The organism is Enterobacter sp. UPMP701, from assembly GCF_053709515.1.
The window spans coordinates 45228-62713 of the sequence record NZ_JBSKJN010000015.1 but is presented as its reverse complement, the minus strand read 5'-3'; the positions used below and the strand labels follow the sequence as shown (position 1 = coordinate 62713).

The following is a 17486-nucleotide window of genomic DNA, read 5'->3' as shown; positions in this document are numbered from 1 at the left end:
GTGAAAGAGGGGAGTGCGGCCTGGATTGTGCGGCCTGATGCCCTCACCCCGGCCCTCTCCCTCTCCCACGGGGAGAGGGAGAAAACACTAAAGACTTTCCTGACAGGAAAGTCTTGCTGTTTATTTTGAGAGATTTCTTCTTTCACAGACCTGTGGAAGAAAAGAAAATCTGGCCTTTGCGCCTGAAAGTTGCGGAGAAAAAGCATGGCGGGGAATGACCGCGAGCCAATAGGACGTAAGGGAAAGCCCACGCGTCCGGCGAAAGAAAAGGTAAGCCGTCGTCGCCTCAGAGATGAGGACTATGACGATGACTATGAAGACGATTATGAGGATGAAGAACCGATGCCGCGTAAAGGGAAAGGCAAAGGGCGTAAGCCTCGGGGCAAGCGCGGCTGGTTCTGGCTGCTGCTGAAGCTGTTCATTGTTTTTGTTGTGCTGATGGCGATTTACGGCGTCTATCTGGATCAGAAGATCCGTAGCCGTATCGACGGTAAAGTCTGGCAATTGCCTGCGGCAGTGTATGGCCGTATGGTGAACCTTGAGCCAGATATGTCCATCAGTAAGAACGAGATGGTGAAGCTGCTGGAAGCCACCCAGTATCGTCAGGTGTCTAAAATGACCCGACCTGGCGAATTTACCGTGCAGGCGAAAAGCATTGAGATGATCCGCCGTCCGTTCGACTTCCCGGACAGCAAAGAGGGGCAGGTGCGTGCACGTCTGACCTTTGACGGCGATCGCCTGGAAACCATCGAGAATATGGATAACGATCGCCAGTTCGGTTTCTTCCGTCTCGATCCGCGACTGATCACCATGCTCTCGTCCGCCAACGGCGAGCAGCGCCTGTTCGTAGCGCGTAACGGCTTCCCGGACTTGCTGGTGGATACCCTGCTGGCAACCGAAGACCGCCACTTCTACGAGCACGACGGCATCAGTCTCTACTCCATTGGCCGTGCGGTACTGGCAAACCTGACTGCGGGCCGTACCGTGCAGGGGGCAAGTACGCTGACCCAGCAGCTGGTGAAGAACTTGTTCCTCTCCAGCGAGCGCTCCTACTGGCGTAAAGCCAACGAAGCCTACATGGCCGTGCTGATGGATGCGCGCTACAGCAAGGATCGTATCCTTGAGCTGTACATGAACGAGGTGTACCTCGGTCAGAGCGGCGATAACGAAATCCGCGGCTTCCCGCTGGCGAGCCTGTACTACTTTGGCCGTCCTGTAGAAGAGCTGAGCCTTGATCAGCAGGCGCTGCTGGTGGGCATGGTGAAAGGGGCGTCCATTTATAACCCGTGGCGTAACCCGAAACTGGCGCTGGAACGTCGTAACCTGGTACTGCGTTTGCTGCAACAGCAGCAGGTCATTGACCAGGAATTGTACGACATGCTGAGCGCACGTCCGCTGGGCGTTCAGCCGCGCGGTGGGGTGATCTCTCCGCAGCCTGCGTTTATGCAGATGGTGCGTCAGGAACTGCAAAGCAAGCTCGGTGATAAGGTCAAAGATCTCTCCGGCGTGAAGATCTTCACCACCTTTGACTCCGTGGCGCAGGATGCGGCAGAAAAAGCTGCGGTAGAAGGTATTCCGGCGCTGAAGAAGCAGCGTAAGCTGAGCGATCTCGAAACCGCGATGGTGGTGGTTGACCGTAACACCGGCGAAGTACGCGCGATGGTCGGCGGCGCCGAGCCGCAGTATGCGGGCTACAACCGTGCGATGCAGGCGCGTCGTTCGATTGGTTCTCTGGCAAAACCGGCGACCTATCTGACCGCGCTGAGCCAGCCGAACCTCTATCGACTGAACACCTGGATTGCTGATGCGCCAATCTCCCTGCGCCAGCCTAACGGCCAGGTCTGGTCACCGCAGAATGATGACAAACAGTTCAGTGGCCAGGTCATGCTGGTGGATGCGTTAACCCGCTCCATGAACGTGCCAACGGTTAACCTCGGTATGGCGCTGGGGCTGCCAGCGATTGTCGATACCTGGCAGAAACTTGGCGTTGCGAAAGATCAGCTGCATCCGGTACCGGCGATGATTCTGGGGGCGCTTAACCTGACGCCAATCGAAGTGGCGCAGGCGTTCCAGACCATTGCCAGCGGCGGTAACCGTGCGCCGCTTTCGGCGCTGCGTTCGGTGATTGCCGAAGATGGCTCGGTGCTGTATCAGAGCTTCCCGCAGGCGGAACGTGCCGTTCCTGCGCAGGCGGCCTATATGACGCTGTGGACGATGCAGCAGGTTGTGCAGCGTGGGACCGGGCGTCAACTGGGGGCGAAGTATCCGGGTCTGCACCTGGCGGGTAAAACCGGGACCACCAATAACAATGTCGATACCTGGTTTGCCGGTATTGATGGCCGTGAAGTGGTGATCACCTGGGTGGGCCGTGACAACAACCAGCCGACCAAACTGTACGGTGCAAGCGGGGCGATGTCGATTTACCAGCGCTATCTGGCGAATCAGTCTCCTGTGCCGCTGAATCTGGTTGCGCCGGAAGATATCGTGGATATGGGCGTGGATGGTTCCGGTAACTTTGTCTGCGGCGGCGGGATGCGTACTCTGCCTGTCTGGACGACCAACCCGGACTCACTGTGCCAGCAGAGCCAACCTGAACAGCCAACGGGCAACCCGTTCGACCAATCCTCTCAGCAGCAGCCGCAGCAACAACAGCCGCAGCAGCAGAATGAGAAGAAAGACAGCGATGGCGTCGCTGGCTGGATCAAGGATATGTTTGGTGGGAATTAATTAATTCCCTGAATAAAAAGCCGCTTTAATATAAAGCGGCTTTTTTTATGTTTTACATTTTTCGATTTTTAAAAATATTAAACATCTAATTTAGAATTTTTAAGGTCACATTTTTCTCATCTAAAACATGCGGTTGTAATCATCTGCGTGTTACGCAACATTACCCTCTCTGGACGCAATGAAGAATAATCTGATGTAATGGCCATAAGGAATTCACTGGCTCAAAGGATATTCCTATCCAGTCAGCCATGTGTAACATGTTGAATAACATTTCGACTCAAATATTTGTAGTGCTAATGGATGCCTCAATTGTCAAATATAAGGATATTTTTTATGAACAAAAAAGTTGTTTCTACATTCTTAGCCGGGAGCGTTTTGGCTGCGCTGTCTCTGCCTGTATTTGCATCCGATGATTCCGGTACGGTGAATTTCGCCGGGAAAATTGTTGCTGATACCTGCGAAATTAACGTTGATGGCTCAGGAACGAACGCCTCCACCGTTACGTTTGTGGATACCTATCCTTCAGACTTTGGCGCCGATGGTGCGGTGGGTACCTCTAAAGCGTTTAAAATTGAAGTGAAAAAATGTGACCCACTGGTCGCAAAACTGAACCTCAAGTTCAGTGGCACAACGACAGACGCCGCCTACAAACGTTTGAAAAACGATCTCTCCGGCGCAGGCAATGCAACCAACGTTGGCATCATCGTCAGCAATGATAATGGCTCTACTGGTGATGTGGTCTTCGATGGCTCAGTACCGGATTCAGGTACCGATGTGAATAACGACGCGACGGGAGCAACGGCTTCTGTCTTTAACTACACCGCGAAAGTGATTCAGGTGGGTGATACCGCGCCAACCGCGGGTCATTACTCCTCCTCTGCAACATTCGAGGTTATCTATCGCTAAGCAATTACAGGCAGCCTGAACGGCTGCCTTCTGGAACGTTGTATGAAGAATTTATTTAAATTGTTATGTGGTTGTTTAATTATTTCTTGCTGTTCAGTGCAGGCAAGCGTTGTGCTCGGTGGTACGCGAATTATTTATCCATCGAATAAGTCTGAGGTTCAGATAGCACTTAAAAATAAAGATCCTCATACACGTTGTCTGGTGCAGAGCTGGGTCAGTTATCCCAATGACGCTAAAGCGCCTTTCATTATTACGCCACCCGTTTACAAATTGCAGGAAAACCGTCAAACCCTTTTGCACGTTATTTTTACCGGCGATAAAAAAAGTCTGCCAGCGGACCGCGAATCACTGTTTCTGGCGAACGTTAAATCCGTATCGGCACTCTCGCCTGAGCTGAAAGAGAAAAACACGCTGCAGTTTGCGATGAAAACGCGTCTGAAACTTTTCTGGCGTCCCGCTCAGCTGAAAGAAACCGATGCCCTGAGTGCCTATGAAAAAATCACGTTCAACCGTCAGGGTGACACGCTAATCGCAAATAACCCGACACCGTTTTACGTCTCGTTTGGCGAGCTGGCCGTTGGCGGGAAAAGCGTGCCGGTGAAAGAGACCAAAACCACGCCAGGTGCCATTTCCATGATGGTTGCCCCCTTCAGCAAACAGCGTTTCGCGTTACCCGCATCAGCAAAGGGCACGGTGACCTGGACGGCAATCAATGATTTCGGTGGGCAGACTCCGCAACGCAAGCAGGCACTTTAAATAATCATGTTGGTATTTTATGTCGTTATCTCTGCTTCGCAAACAGGTACTGTCCGGGATCGCCCTGGCGCTGCTCGCCGCGATCCAGCCTGCAAGTGGCGATGACGAATTCAATCTGCGGATCCTTGAGCTGGATACGCCCCTCGAAAATACCTCTACGCTCGAAAACTTCATCAAGGATAACGGGTTACTTGCAGGAAGCTACCCTACGACCATTATGTGGGATCGGGACATTCTGGATAAACGTAGCGTTTCCTACGTGCTGTCCGACGATAAACAGCGCCTGCTGCCGGAGCTGACGAAAGCCGATCTGCGTGATTATGGCGTAAAAGTCGACACGATCCCGGATTTAAAGGATCTGGATGACGGTGCTTACGTCCGCGATATCTCCCATTTCATTGAAAATGCCCGTTACGAATACGATCAGGACAACCAGACCCTGAAGCTGGTTATCCCGCAGGCGTATCGCGATCGCGCTGCTGCTGGCGCCATTCCGCCAAAATTCTGGGATGACGGGGCACCTGCCGCGTGGACAAGCTATCAGTTAAGCGGGTCGCAGCAGCACTATAGCGCGGGCAAAACGGCTTCGACCTGGCTTGGCCTGGAATCTGGTCTCAATCTGGGAGCGTGGCGACTGCGGAATAACAGCACCTGGAGCGACGCTTCCGGCTGGGAAGCCATCGCCAGCACGTTGCAACGTGACATCAAATCATTGAAAAGCCAGCTGGAGATGGGCCAGACGTATACCAATGGTGAGCTTTTTGACAGCGTCCAGATGACCGGTGTGAAGCTGGAAACGGATACTTCTATGCTGCCCGTCAGCCAGCAAGGTTTTGCGCCTGTGGTGCGTGGGATCGCCAATAGCGATGCCAAAGTTACCATCAAGCAAAATGGCTACATCATCTATCAAACTAACGTCTCGCCGGGGCCTTTTGAGATCCGTGATTTAAGCCAGGTGACCTCCGGCGCGGATCTGGAAGTCACCGTCGAAGAGGCGGATGGTAGCGAGCACAGCTTTATACAGGCCAGCGCATCGGTGCCGGTGCTACAGCGGGAAGGCGGCTTTAAGTATTCGCTGGCCGCAGGGCGCTATCGCGGTAATGAAGGTGAAGACGAACCGACCTTTGCGCAAGGCACGGCTATCTATGGCCTGCCTTACGGAGTCACGGCGTATACCGGCGCGCTGGGTGCATCACTGTATCACGCACTGCTGCTGGGGCTCGGTGCCGATCTGGGGCATTTCGGCTCTGCCTCAGTTGATCTCACGGCCGCGCGTACCGCGTTTGATGACGGGCGTGACGATGCCAGTGGTTTATCCTGGCGGGCGCAGTATTCAAAAGATATTCCCGACACGGATACCACCGTCACGCTTGCCAGCTATCGCTACTCCACATCGGGGTTTTATACCTTTCAGGAAGCGATCGATCAGCGTGACAGCGAGATCGATGACGGCATTTATACCTACCGCAGAACCAACAACCGCCGTAGCCGCATGCAGCTCAACCTGTCCCAGCGAGTTTCTGACTGGGGCTCGGCCTATCTCAACGGCTATCAGCAGGACTACTGGGATATGGACGGCCATGAGCGTAGCGTCAGCGCGGGGTTTAGCTCCAGCTGGCGCGACATCACCTGGTCGATAAGTTACAACCTGACCCGTACGCCAGATGCCGATACCGACAGGCAAATGGCGTTAACGGTCAACATTCCGTTATCAAAGTGGCTGCCGGATTCATGGGCAACCTACAGCGTTAATACCGCCAGCGGCGGGTTTGTCTCGCATCAGGTTGGGCTGGGCGGTACCGCTCTCGAAGACAACAAGCTGAGCTATAACCTTCAGCAGAACTATGCCAACCAGGATACGGGCTACGGCGGCAGCCTGTCGGGCCGTTATCGTGGATCTTCCGGTGAGGTGGGGATGGGCTACAGCTACGGTGGCGATAATCGGCAGTGGAACTATAGCGCGCAGGGGTCAATCGTCGCACACGAGCATGGCGTGACGCTGGGGCAACCCGTACGCGACGCATTTGCCATCGTGCACATTAAAGATGGCGATAACGTCAAAGTACAAAACGGGCGCGGCATTTCCACCGACCGTTTTGGTAACGCGATTGTTCCCTCCCTGACCGCCTACCGGCACAACGTCATTACGGTCAATACCCAGGATCGGGAAGATATTGATATCGACGCGGCAACAATGGATCTCGTGCCGACGAAAGGCGCCGCGCTGCATGCCAGTTTCAATGCGCGCGTTGGACGACGCGCACTGGTGACGTTGCTCTACGCGGGTAAGCCCGTGCCGTTTGGCGCCGTGGTGGCGCTGGATAACACCACGGCCATCGTTGGCGATGACGGCGAGGTTTACCTGACGGGGTTGTCCGGCAAAACAACATTTAGCGTCCAGTGGGGAGAAGCGCGCGAGCGGCAGTGTCAGGGGACGCTGGACATTCCCGCGCAGAGCCCGGAAGGGATCGTCAAAGCAACGGTCACCTGTCATTAACAGAGGTATTTCATGAAACCATGCCGTAAGGTTAAAACATTTCTTTCACCAATGCTGCTCGTGCTGGCGGGGGCTTTTTCCCATACAGCCCATGCCGACTGTACTTTTAACGGCAGTTCTGACGTGGATGCCGTGGTGACGTTTCAACTTCCGCCGGTGATTATTGTTGAGCCAGATACACCCGTCGGCACCGTGATTTATGATGGTAACGTCGAGAGTAAAGAGGTAAAGGTGGATTGCAGCGGTGATGCGCGAATTCGGCGCGGATACCTTTATCTGACGGATACCGATGCGCGCGAAGATGTTATGCCGGGAGTTTATCAAACCAACGTGCCGGGTATTGGCATTCGCGCGGCTTCGTCGAGCGAACGTTTCCCCGGTTACCATGAAGAGGATCTTGTCCGGCCTATGCACTACCTGGGATCGACCCACGGCTCTTCGCAAAGTACGTCTGTATTTCGCGCCGCCGCACAGCTGGTTGTCACAGGTGATATCCAGGAGGGCTATCTTGATACCTCGCGATTAACTTCAATGGATATCCTGGGCAACGCGGTGATCGGTGAAATGCGGTTTTCCCCCACCAGTGTTCACATTACGAACAACACCTGTAATCTGGTCGACCGAAACATTTATGTGCCGCTGAAAACGGTCAATACGCAGGACTTTACCGGGCAATACTCGGATATTCTTACCGACGACAGCTTTAAAATTGAAATCAAAGACTGCGCGGCGGGAACAAAGGTCGATTATCAGTTCACCAGCGCGGGTTCGACGGGGGTCACGAACGGCACTATTTTGGGCATCGCGTCCGGAGACTCTGCTGCCGATGGCGTCGGGATTCAGATCCTCGACCAGAATAATACCGTGCTGCAGTTTGATCAGAACTACACGGCGATAACCAGCACGGAGGACAAGGTTCCTGTCGAAATTCCGCTCAAGGCCCGCTACATCAAAACGGGGGAGCTTAAAGCCGGGAAGGTCGATTCTGTCGCGACGTTCGAGGTCTTTTACCGCTAATCCAGCCTGCCCGCTCTGGCGGGCTTTAACGATCATTTCGCTAACCTCATTAACCCCCTGTTTTCATCTGGTTAATTCTTAAACCCTTAAATCTTGTAGGGCCGCTTACTGCTTGCTATGCAACCAGCGTTTCGCATATTATTCTGGCGCTCATAATAATAATTCTCGTTTACGTTATCATTAACCTTTCCATCAGAGATACAACATGGCGCTTTTCAATACTGCTCAGCCAATTAACACGTCGCTGCGTAAAGTCGCGGTCGTCGTAGCCACAGCGGTTGCCGGCATGTCTGCTTATGCTCACGCGGCCGAAACCCCGAAAAAAGAAGACACCATTACGGTCACCGCAGCACCCGCTGCCCAGGAAAGTGCCTGGGGTCCTGCTGCGACGATCGCTGCGAGACAGTCCGCCACCGGCACGAAAACAGACACGCCAATCCAGAAGGTTCCACAGTCTATTTCTGTGGTGACGGCCGAAGAGATGGCGCTGCACCAGCCGCGTTCGGTGAAAGAAGCCCTGAGCTACACGCCGGGCGTTGCGGTAGGCACGCGCGGTGCGTCCAACACCTATGATTATCTGGTTATTCGTGGATTTGCGGCCGATGGTCAGACGCAAAATAACTACCTCGATGGCATGAAAATGCAGGGGAACTTCTACAACGACGCGGTAATTGACCCGTACATGCTTGAGCGCGCCGAAATCATGCGTGGCCCGGTTTCCGTTCTGTACGGAAAAAGCAGCCCAGGCGGTTTGCTGAACATGGTCAGTAAGCGCCCAACGACCGAGCCGTTGAAAGAGATCCAGTTCAAAGCGGGCACGGACAGCCTGTTCCAGACCGGCTTTGACTTTAGCGATGCGATCGATGATGACGGCGTTTACTCATACCGTCTGACGGGCGTTGCGCGTTCGAACAATTCCCAGCAGGAGGGTAAGGGCGAACAGCGTTACGCCATCGCGCCATCGTTCTCCTGGCGTCCGGATGATAAAACCACCTTCACATTCCTCTCCTACTTCCAGAATGAGCCTGAAACGGGCTACTACGGCTGGCTGCCAAAAGAGGGGACGGTTGATCCGCTGCCAAACGGCGATCGTCTGCCGACTGACTTCAACGAAGGCGCGAAGAACAACACCTATTCCCGTAACCAGAAAATGGTGGGATACAGCTTCGACCACGAATTCAACGATACCTTCACCGTGCGTCAGAATCTGCGCTTTGCCGAGAACAAAACCTCGCAAAACAGCGTATACGGTTACGGTGTTTGCACCGATCCGGCAAACAGCGGCAACAAACAGTGCGCAGCTTTAGCCCCTGCAGACAAAGGCCATTATCTGGCGCGTAAATACGTTGTCGATAACGAAAAACTGCAGAACTTCACCGTTGATACCCAACTGCAGAGCAAATTCTCTACCGGTGAGGTGGACCACATCCTGCTGACTGGCGTTGACTTTATGCGCATGCGTAACGACATCAACTCCTGGTTCGGCTACGACGATTCTGTTCCGCTGCTGGATCTCTACAACCCGGTGAACAGCGACTTTGATTTTGGTTCAAAAGATCCTGCTACTTCGGGCCCCTATCAGATCCTCAACCGTCAGAAACAGACGGGGCTCTACGTGCAGGATCAGGCGCAGTGGGACAAAGTCCTGGTGACGCTGGGCGGTCGTTATGACTGGGCCGATCAGGAATCGTATAACCGCGTGTTAAATACCACCTCCAAACGTGATGACACCCAGTTCACCTGGCGCGGTGGCGTTAACTATCTCTTTGATAACGGCGTAACCCCGTACTTCAGCTACAGCGAATCGTTTGAGCCAGCTTCGCAGACCGATGCACAGGGCAAACTGTTCGCACCGTCTAAAGGCAAGCAGTACGAAGCGGGCGTGAAATACGTGCCGAACGATCGTCCGATTGTTGTCACCGGTGCGCTGTACCAGCTGACCAAAACCAACAACCTGATGGCCGATCCTGCAGGCTCATTCTTCTCCGTTGAAGGCGGCGAGATCCGCGCACGTGGCGTCGAAGTGGAAGCGAAAGCGGCCCTGTCTGCCAGCGTGAACGTTGTCGGCTCTTATACCTATACCGATGCGGAATACACCACGGACACCAACTACAAAGGCAACACGCCCGCGCAGGTGCCAAAACACATGGCATCCCTGTGGGGCGATTACACCCTGTATGATGGTGCGCTGTCTGGTCTGACGCTGGGTACCGGCGTTCGTTACACCGGCTCCAGCAAAGGCGATCCGGCAAACTCCTTCACGGTGGGCAGCTACACCGTAGTAGACGCCCTGGTCAGATACGACCTGGCGCGTGTGGGTATGGCTGGCTCTAACGTGGCGCTTCACGTGAACAACCTGTTCGATCGTGAGTACGTTGCCAGCTGCTTTAACACCTACGGTTGCTTCTGGGGTGCTGAACGTCAGGTTGTTGCCACCGCGACCTTCCGCTTCTAATCTCTCTTCGGGCACGGTTCGCCGTGCCCTTTTTATTTAAGTTGGCTGATATGCAGGATAATCAAACGCAATCCGACACCACCTTTACGCTTAACCATCTCTCCTTTCGCGTACCCGGACGCACCCTGCTGCATCCGCTCTCGCTGACGTTTCCGGCCGGTAAAGTGACGGGCCTGATTGGTCACAACGGCTCCGGTAAATCCACGCTGCTCAAGATGCTGGGACGTCACCAGCCGCCTTCTGAAGGGGATATTCTGCTGGACGATCAGCCGCTGGAGAGCTGGAGCAGTAAAGCTTTCGCGCGGAAAGTAGCCTATCTGCCGCAGCAGCTGCCGCAGGCGGAAGGGATGACGGTGCGTGAGCTGGTGGCGATTGGCCGTTATCCGTGGCACGGGGCGCTTGGGCGCTTCGGCGTCGCCGACCGGGAGAAAGTGGAAGAGGCGATTGCGCTGGTAGGGTTAAAGCCGCTGGCGCACCGTCTGGTGGATAGCCTGTCCGGCGGCGAGCGTCAGCGTGCGTGGATTGCGATGCTGGTGGCGCAGGACAGCCGCTGTCTGCTGCTGGATGAACCCACCTCTGCGCTGGATATCGCCCATCAGGTGGACGTGCTGGCGCTGGTGCATCGCTTAAGCCAGCAGCGTGGTCTGACGGTCATTGCGGTCCTGCACGACATCAACATGGCGGCGCGCTACTGCGACTATCTTGTCGCGCTGCGCGGTGGCGAAATGATTGCGCAGGGGACACCGCCTGAGCTGATGCGCAGCGAAACGCTGGAACACATTTACGGTATTCCGATGGGTATTTTGCCTCACCCGGCCGGGGCTGCACCGGTGAGCTTCGTGTACTGATGCTGGACAACACCTTTATTAGCCGCCGTCGCCTGCTGGCGGCAATGGCGCTCTCACCGCTGCTGTTTAAAATGACGACGGCGCGCGCTGCCGCAATCGATCCCCACCGCATTGTGGCGCTGGAGTGGCTGCCGGTCGAGCTGATGATGGCGCTGGGCGTTACGCCGTATGGGGTGGCTGACATCCCTAACTATAACCTCTGGGTGAACGAGCCGAAGCTGCCTGATTCCGTCATCGACATCGGCCTGCGCACGGAGCCAAACCTCGAACTGCTGACCCAGATGAAACCGTCATTCCTGTTCTGGTCTGCGGGCTACGGTCCGTCAGAAGAGACCATGGCGCGCATTGCGCCCGGGCGCGGTTTTTCCTTCAGCGACGGTAAAGAACCGCTGACCGTGGCGAAAAACTCCATTAACGAGATGGCGCATTTCCTCAATCGCGAGGCGGAGGCCAAAAAGCATCTCGACGAATTTGATGCCCTGATCGACGCCCTGAAGCCGCGCTTTGCCAACCGGGGAGATCGTCCGCTGCTGATGGTGACACTGCTGGATGCCCGCCACATGCTGGTCTTCGGTAAAAACTGCCTGTTTCAGGAGGTGCTGGACAGCTTCGGCATTCGCAACGCCTGGGAAGGGGAGATGACCTTCTGGGGCAGTACCGCCGTGGGTATCGATCGTCTGGCGGCGTTTCGCGATGTCGATGTGCTGTGCTTCGACCACGGCAACGAGCGTGAAATGCAAACCCTGATGGCGACGCCGCTCTGGCAGGCGATGCCGTTTGTGCGTGAGAAGCGCTTCCTGCGCGCACCCGCGGTATGGTTCTACGGCGCAACGCTGTCGGCCATGCATTTTGCCCGCGTGCTGGATAACGTGCTGGGAGGCAAAGCATGAACACGCGTATTGCCCGTTTCCCGGTGCTGCTGCTGTCCCTGCTTTTTCTGGTCGCGCTGGCATTAACCGGGCTCAATCTCTCGACGGCGTTACCGCGCGCGCAGTGGGGCGCCGCGCTGGCCTCGCCGGACATCGACAATATTCAGCAGATGCTGTTCCACTACAGCCTGCTGCCGCGTCTGGCAATCTCCCTTTTAGTCGGTGCCGGTTTAGGGCTGGTGGGCGTGCTGTTCCAGCAGGTGTTACGTAACCCGCTGGCGGAACCAACCACACTCGGCGTCGCGACCGGCGCACAGCTTGGGATCACTATCACCACGCTGTGGGCGCTGCCGGGAGCGTTAACCTCGCAGTTTGCGGCACTCGCGGGGGCGTGTGTGGTGGGGGCGCTGGTCTTTGGCGTGGCCTGGGGCAAGCGCCTTTCTCCGGTAACGCTTATCCTGGCCGGGCTGGTCGTCAGCCTCTACTGTGGCGCGATTAACCAGCTGCTGGTGTTGTTCCATCACGATCAGCTGCAAAGTATGTTCCTGTGGAGTACCGGGACGCTCACCCAGACCGACTGGAGCGTTGTGCAGCGCCTGTGGCCGCAGCTCGCGGGCGGTGTGGTGCTGACGCTGCTGCTCCTGCGTCCTCTGACGCTGATGGGGCTGGATGATGGCGTGGCGCGCAATCTGGGGCTGGCGCTGTCGCTGGCGCGTCTGGCGGCCCTCACGCTGGCGATTGTGCTGAGTGCGTTACTGGTTAACGCCGTCGGCATCATCGGGTTTATCGGTCTCTTTGCGCCGCTGCTGGCGAAAATGCTCGGGGCGCGTCGCCTTCTGGCACGTCTGCTGCTGGCGCCGCTGATCGGGGCGCTGATCCTCTGGCTTTCCGATCAGGTCATTCTCTGGCTGGCGCGCGTCTGGATGGAAGTGTCTACCGGGTCGGCAACGGCGCTTATAGGTGCGCCGCTGCTGCTGTGGCTGCTCCCGCGTCTGCGCAGCATTAGCGCACCGGCGATGGACACGGGCGATAAGGTCTACGCTGAACGTCAGTCGGTCATCGGCTTCAGCCTGGCCGGTCTGGCGGTGCTGATTATCGCCTCGTTCGCGGCACTCTCCTTCGGACGCGATGCCGCAGGCTGGCACTGGGCAACGGGTGATTTACTCAACGAACTATTACAGTGGCGCTGGCCGCGGATTCTCTCTGCGCTGATTGCCGGGGTGATGCTGGCGGTGGCGGGATGCATTATTCAGCGTCTGACCGGCAACCCAATGGCAAGCCCGGAAGTGCTGGGGATCAGTTCCGGCGCGGCCTTTGGCGTGGTGCTGATGCTGTTCATGGTGCCGGGCAACGCGTTTGGCTGGCTGATGCCTGCCGGGAGCATTGGTGCGGCGGTGACGCTGCTGATTATCCTGATTGCCTCTGGCCGCGGCGGATTTTCTCCCCACCGCATGCTGCTGGCCGGTATGGCGCTCAGCACCGCTTTCACCATGCTGCTGATGATGCTGCAGGCGAGCGGCGATCCGCGTATGGCGAAGATCCTGACCTGGATTTCCGGCTCAACCTACAACGCCACCGCCAGCCAGGTTGTGCATTCCGGGATAGTGATGATGGTACTGCTGGCGATTGTCCCCCTGTGCCGTCGCTGGATGACCATTTTACCGCTGGGAGGCGAAACCGCGCGTGCGGTTGGCTTAGCGCTGACGCCAACGCGCGTTGTGCTTCTGCTGCTGGCGGCGTGTCTGACGGCAACGGCAACCATGACCATCGGTCCGCTGAGCTTTGTGGGATTGATGGCGCCGCATATCGCCAGAATGATGGGGTTCCGCCGGACGATGCCACATATTGTGATGTCGGCCCTGACGGGCGGGGTCATTCTGGTGTTTGCCGACTGGTGTGGAAGGATGGTGCTGTTCCCGTATCAGATCCCGGCGGGCCTGCTGTCGACCTTTATCGGTGCACCGTACTTTATCTATCTGTTGCGAAAGCAGAGTAGGTAATAAAAGTAAACGGCAATCCTTAGATTGCCGTTTTAGTGTTTGCTCCCTCTCCCTGTGGGAGAGGGCATCAAGCCGCACATCTTACAACTTCGCAAACACCTTACGCGCCGCGTCGATGGTGTTGTTGATATCTTCTTCGCTGTGCGCCACGGACATAAAGCCTGCTTCGAACGCAGACGGCGCCAGATACACGCCTTCTTCCAGCATCAGGTGGAAGAAGCGCTTGAAGCGTTCAACGTCGCACTTCACCACGTCCTGATAGCAGGTCACGGTTTTCGCATCGGTGAAGAAAATCCCGAACATGCCGCCCACGTGGTTCACCACCAGCGGAATACCGGCTTCCTCTGCCGCTTCCAGCAGACCGTTTGCCAGCTGTGTGGTGCGGTCGGTCAGGGTTTCGTGAATACCCGGCTGCGCCACTTCGGTCAGACAGGCGAAGCCCGCAGCCATCGCGATAGGGTTGCCGGAGAGCGTGCCCGCCTGATAAACCGGGCCGGTTGGCGCCAGGGCTTCCATCACATCCTTACGACCACCAAATGCGCCGACCGGCATGCCGCCGCCGATGATTTTGCCGAGGCAGGTCAGGTCCGGCTCAACGCCGTAGTAAGACTGGGCACCCGCCAGCGCCACGCGGAAGCCGGTCATCACTTCGTCGATGATCAGCAGCGCGCCGAACTCATCGCACAGGGCGCGCAGGCCCGGCAGGAAGTCTGGCTGCGGCGGGATGCAGTTCATGTTACCCGCAACCGGTTCAACGATGATGCAGGCGATCTCCTGCGGATACTGCTCGAACGCCGCGCGAACGGTGTTCAGATCGTTATAGGTGCAGGTCAGGGTATGTTTAGCGAAATCAGCCGGTACACCCGGCGAATTCGGCTGGCCGAGCGTCAGCGCGCCGGAACCGGCCTTCACCAGCAGACAGTCTGCGTGACCGTGGTAACAGCCTTCGAACTTGATGATTTTGTCGCGACCGGTAAAACCGCGCGCCAGGCGGATGGCGCTCATGGTGGCTTCGGTACCGGAGTTCACCATACGCACCATGTCCATCGTTGGCACCAGTTCAGTAACCAGCTCCGCCATTTTGACTTCCATTTCGGTTGGTGCGCCGAAGCTCAGGCCGCGCTGAGCGGCTTCGATGACCGCGTTACGAATGGCCGGGTGGTTGTGACCCAGTACCATCGGCCCCCAGGAGCCGACGTAATCGATATAGGCTTTGCCATCGACATCATACAGATACGCGCCGTCAGCACGTTCAATAAACAGCGGCGTGCCGCCCACGCCGGTAAAGGCGCGTACGGGCGAGTTCACGCCACCTGGAATAAGCTCGCGGGCTGCACTGTAGAGGTTTTCAGACTTGCTCATGGCGTCGTTCCTGGTTCGTATAAAATGATTAAGCCCACTATTCTAAGTGATCCGCAAAAGGTTATGAAATTTTTAGCCGGGTAATGCTTTAAGATTTGTTAAGTAATTTTCAGGAGACGGTAGGGCAGTCTCTGGTAAAATCCTCGCGGCTTTTTGTATGACGAATAAGAACAGGACATGAAATCAGATTCTCCGTCTTTTGAAGAACAACAGTTTACGCGCGCCCGGCACCGAGTCAGCATTCGGCGGCTACTCAATCGCGATAAAACCCCGCTGGCGATCCTGCTGGCCGCTGCCGTGGTCGGTACCCTTGCAGGCCTGGTTGGCGTGGCGTTTGAAAAAGCGGTTAATGCCGTACTCAACTGGCGAGTGGGTACCGTAGCCGGTTTCGCCGAGCGCGAATGGTTGGTCTGGGTAGCGGCATTCGGACTGTCTGCGCTGTTTGCCATGGTGGGGTATTTTCTGGTGCGTAAGTTTGCGCCGGAGGCGGGCGGGTCAGGCATCCCGGAAATTGAAGGTGCGCTGGAGGAGCTACGCCCGGTGCGCTGGTGGCGGGTGATCCCGGTGAAATTCATTGGCGGCATGGGGACGCTTGGCGCGGGAATGGTGCTCGGCCGGGAAGGGCCAACCGTACAGCTGGGGGGGAACGTCGGCCGCATGGTGGGCGATCTGTTCCGCATGCGCAGCGCTGAAGCGCGCCATACGCTGCTGGCCACCGGTGCCGCAGCGGGGCTTTCTGCGGCGTTTAACGCGCCGCTGGCCGGTATTTTGTTCATCATCGAAGAGATGCGCGCGCAGTTCCGCTACAACCTGATCTCCATTAAAGCGGTGTTTACCGGCGTGATTATGTCGAGCATCGTGTTTCGCATCTTTAATGGCGAAGGGGCGGTGATTGAAGTGGGTAAACTGACCAACGCGCCGGTCAACACCCTGTGGCTTTACCTGATCCTCGGCATGATTTTTGGCATAGTGGGGCCGTTGTTTAACACCTTTATCCTGCGAGCTCAGGATATGTTCCAGCGTATTCACTGCGGGAACACCACGAAATGGGTGCTAATGGGCGGCCTGCTGGGCGGGATGTGCGGCGTGCTCGGCTTTATCGAACCGAATGCTGCTGGTGGTGGCTTCGGGCTGATCCCCATTGCTGCAGCCGGAAATTTCAGCGTGGGTTTGCTGCTGTTTATGTTTATCTCCCGGGTGATTACCACCGTATTGTGCTTCTCCTCCGGTGCGCCCGGCGGGATTTTTGCCCCAATGCTGGCGCTGGGCACGCTGCTCGGCACCGCGTTTGGTATGGCGGCTGAGGCGGGTTTCCCCGCTTACCATCTGGACGCCGGCACCTTTGCGGTGGCCGGAATGGGGGCGCTGCTGGCCGCATCCCTGCGCGCCCCGTTGACCGGCATCGTGCTGGTGCTGGAGATGACGGATAATTACCAGCTCATTTTGCCAATGATCATTACCTGTCTCGGGGCGACACTATTAGCCCAATTCCTGGGTGGAAAACCGCTATACTCCACCATCCTCGCGCGTACCCTGGCAAAACAAGAGGCGGAGCGGGCCGCCGCGCAGAATACTTGAATGAATTACCAGGGTATTAGATAATGACGAAAAGAATTGGGTGAATTTTACCCAATAGCAGTATTCATGGGAGCATAAGATGAGTGATGACGTAGCTGTGCCGCTGGAGTTTACCGAAGCAGCAGCCAACAAAGTGAAAACCCTGATTGCCGACGAAGACAATCCGGATCTGAAACTGCGTGTCTATATTACCGGTGGCGGCTGCAGTGGCTTCCAGTACGGTTTTACCTTTGACGATCAGGTGAACGACGGCGATATGACCATCGAGAAGCAGGGCGTCGCGCTGGTGGTAGACCCGATGAGCCTGCAATATCTGGTGGGCGGTTCGGTGGATTACACCGAAGGTCTGGAAGGTTCGCGCTTTGTGGTGACCAACCCGAACGCAACAAGCACCTGCGGGTGTGGTTCTTCGTTCAGTATTTAAGAGGGGGCGGGCTGATGCCCTCACCCCGACAAAACGCTAAAAACGGT

At 56.4% G+C, this 17486-nt stretch carries 12 protein-coding genes; 11 read left to right on the top strand and 1 reads right to left on the bottom strand.

Going from position 1 to position 17486, the window contains the following annotated elements:
- Positions 1-204: 204 nt before the first annotated feature.
- The 9 genes from mrcB (at position 205) to fhuB (ending at position 14075) form a co-directional block, all read left to right on the top strand.
- Positions 205-2727: a bifunctional glycosyl transferase/transpeptidase gene (gene mrcB, locus ACWKXT_RS21520; protein WP_080328734.1), complete on the top strand. Its 2523-nt coding sequence runs from the start codon at positions 205-207 to the stop codon at positions 2725-2727.
- A 333-nt stretch (positions 2728-3060) separates the two neighbouring features.
- Positions 3061-3633 (top strand): fimbrial protein, encoded by a 573-nt coding sequence (locus tag ACWKXT_RS21515; protein ID WP_454533366.1) that lies wholly within the window; start codon positions 3061-3063, stop codon positions 3631-3633.
- Between the two features lie 42 nt (positions 3634-3675).
- Positions 3676-4389 (top strand): fimbrial biogenesis chaperone, encoded by a 714-nt coding sequence (locus ACWKXT_RS21510; protein ID WP_454533365.1) that lies wholly within the window; start codon positions 3676-3678, stop codon positions 4387-4389.
- A gap of 19 nt (positions 4390-4408) precedes the next feature.
- The gene (locus ACWKXT_RS21505) at positions 4409-6886 is read left to right on the top strand and encodes a fimbria/pilus outer membrane usher protein (RefSeq protein ID WP_454533364.1); all 2478 of its coding nucleotides are present in this window, start codon (positions 4409-4411) and stop codon (positions 6884-6886) included.
- A gap of 12 nt (positions 6887-6898) precedes the next feature.
- Entirely contained in the window at positions 6899-7903 is a 1005-nt protein-coding gene (locus ACWKXT_RS21500) for a fimbrial protein (protein ID WP_454533363.1), read from the top strand.
- Positions 7904-8108: 205 nt separating this feature from the next.
- A complete protein-coding gene (gene fhuA / locus ACWKXT_RS21495) occupies positions 8109-10358 on the top strand; it encodes a ferrichrome porin FhuA (protein WP_454533362.1) in 2250 nt (749 codons plus the stop codon).
- A gap of 50 nt (positions 10359-10408) precedes the next feature.
- The gene (fhuC, locus tag ACWKXT_RS21490) at positions 10409-11206 is read left to right on the top strand and encodes a Fe3+-hydroxamate ABC transporter ATP-binding protein FhuC (RefSeq protein WP_217479546.1); all 798 of its coding nucleotides are present in this window, start codon (positions 10409-10411) and stop codon (positions 11204-11206) included.
- Positions 11206-12096, top strand: coding sequence for a Fe(3+)-hydroxamate ABC transporter substrate-binding protein FhuD (gene fhuD, locus ACWKXT_RS21485; protein ID WP_454533361.1), 891 nt, complete (start codon positions 11206-11208; stop codon positions 12094-12096). Before fhuC ends, fhuD begins: the two co-directional genes overlap by 1 nt.
- Positions 12093-14075 (top strand): Fe(3+)-hydroxamate ABC transporter permease FhuB, encoded by a 1983-nt coding sequence (fhuB, locus tag ACWKXT_RS21480; RefSeq protein WP_454528310.1) that lies wholly within the window; start codon positions 12093-12095, stop codon positions 14073-14075. Before fhuD ends, fhuB begins: the two co-directional genes overlap by 4 nt.
- 81 nt (positions 14076-14156) lie before the next feature.
- Here fhuB and hemL read toward each other — a convergent pair whose 3' ends face one another.
- Entirely contained in the window at positions 14157-15437 is a 1281-nt protein-coding gene (hemL, locus tag ACWKXT_RS21475) for a glutamate-1-semialdehyde 2,1-aminomutase (RefSeq protein ID WP_454528309.1), read from the bottom strand.
- 177 nt (positions 15438-15614) lie between these two features.
- Between hemL and clcA the strand changes: the two genes are divergently transcribed.
- Positions 15615-17015 (top strand): H(+)/Cl(-) exchange transporter ClcA, encoded by a 1401-nt coding sequence (gene clcA, locus ACWKXT_RS21470; protein WP_454533360.1) that lies wholly within the window; start codon positions 15615-15617, stop codon positions 17013-17015.
- Between the two features lie 79 nt (positions 17016-17094).
- Positions 17095-17439: an iron-sulfur cluster insertion protein ErpA gene (gene erpA / locus ACWKXT_RS21465; protein ID WP_008501923.1), complete on the top strand. Its 345-nt coding sequence runs from the start codon at positions 17095-17097 to the stop codon at positions 17437-17439.
- Positions 17440-17486: the final 47 nt, after the last annotated feature.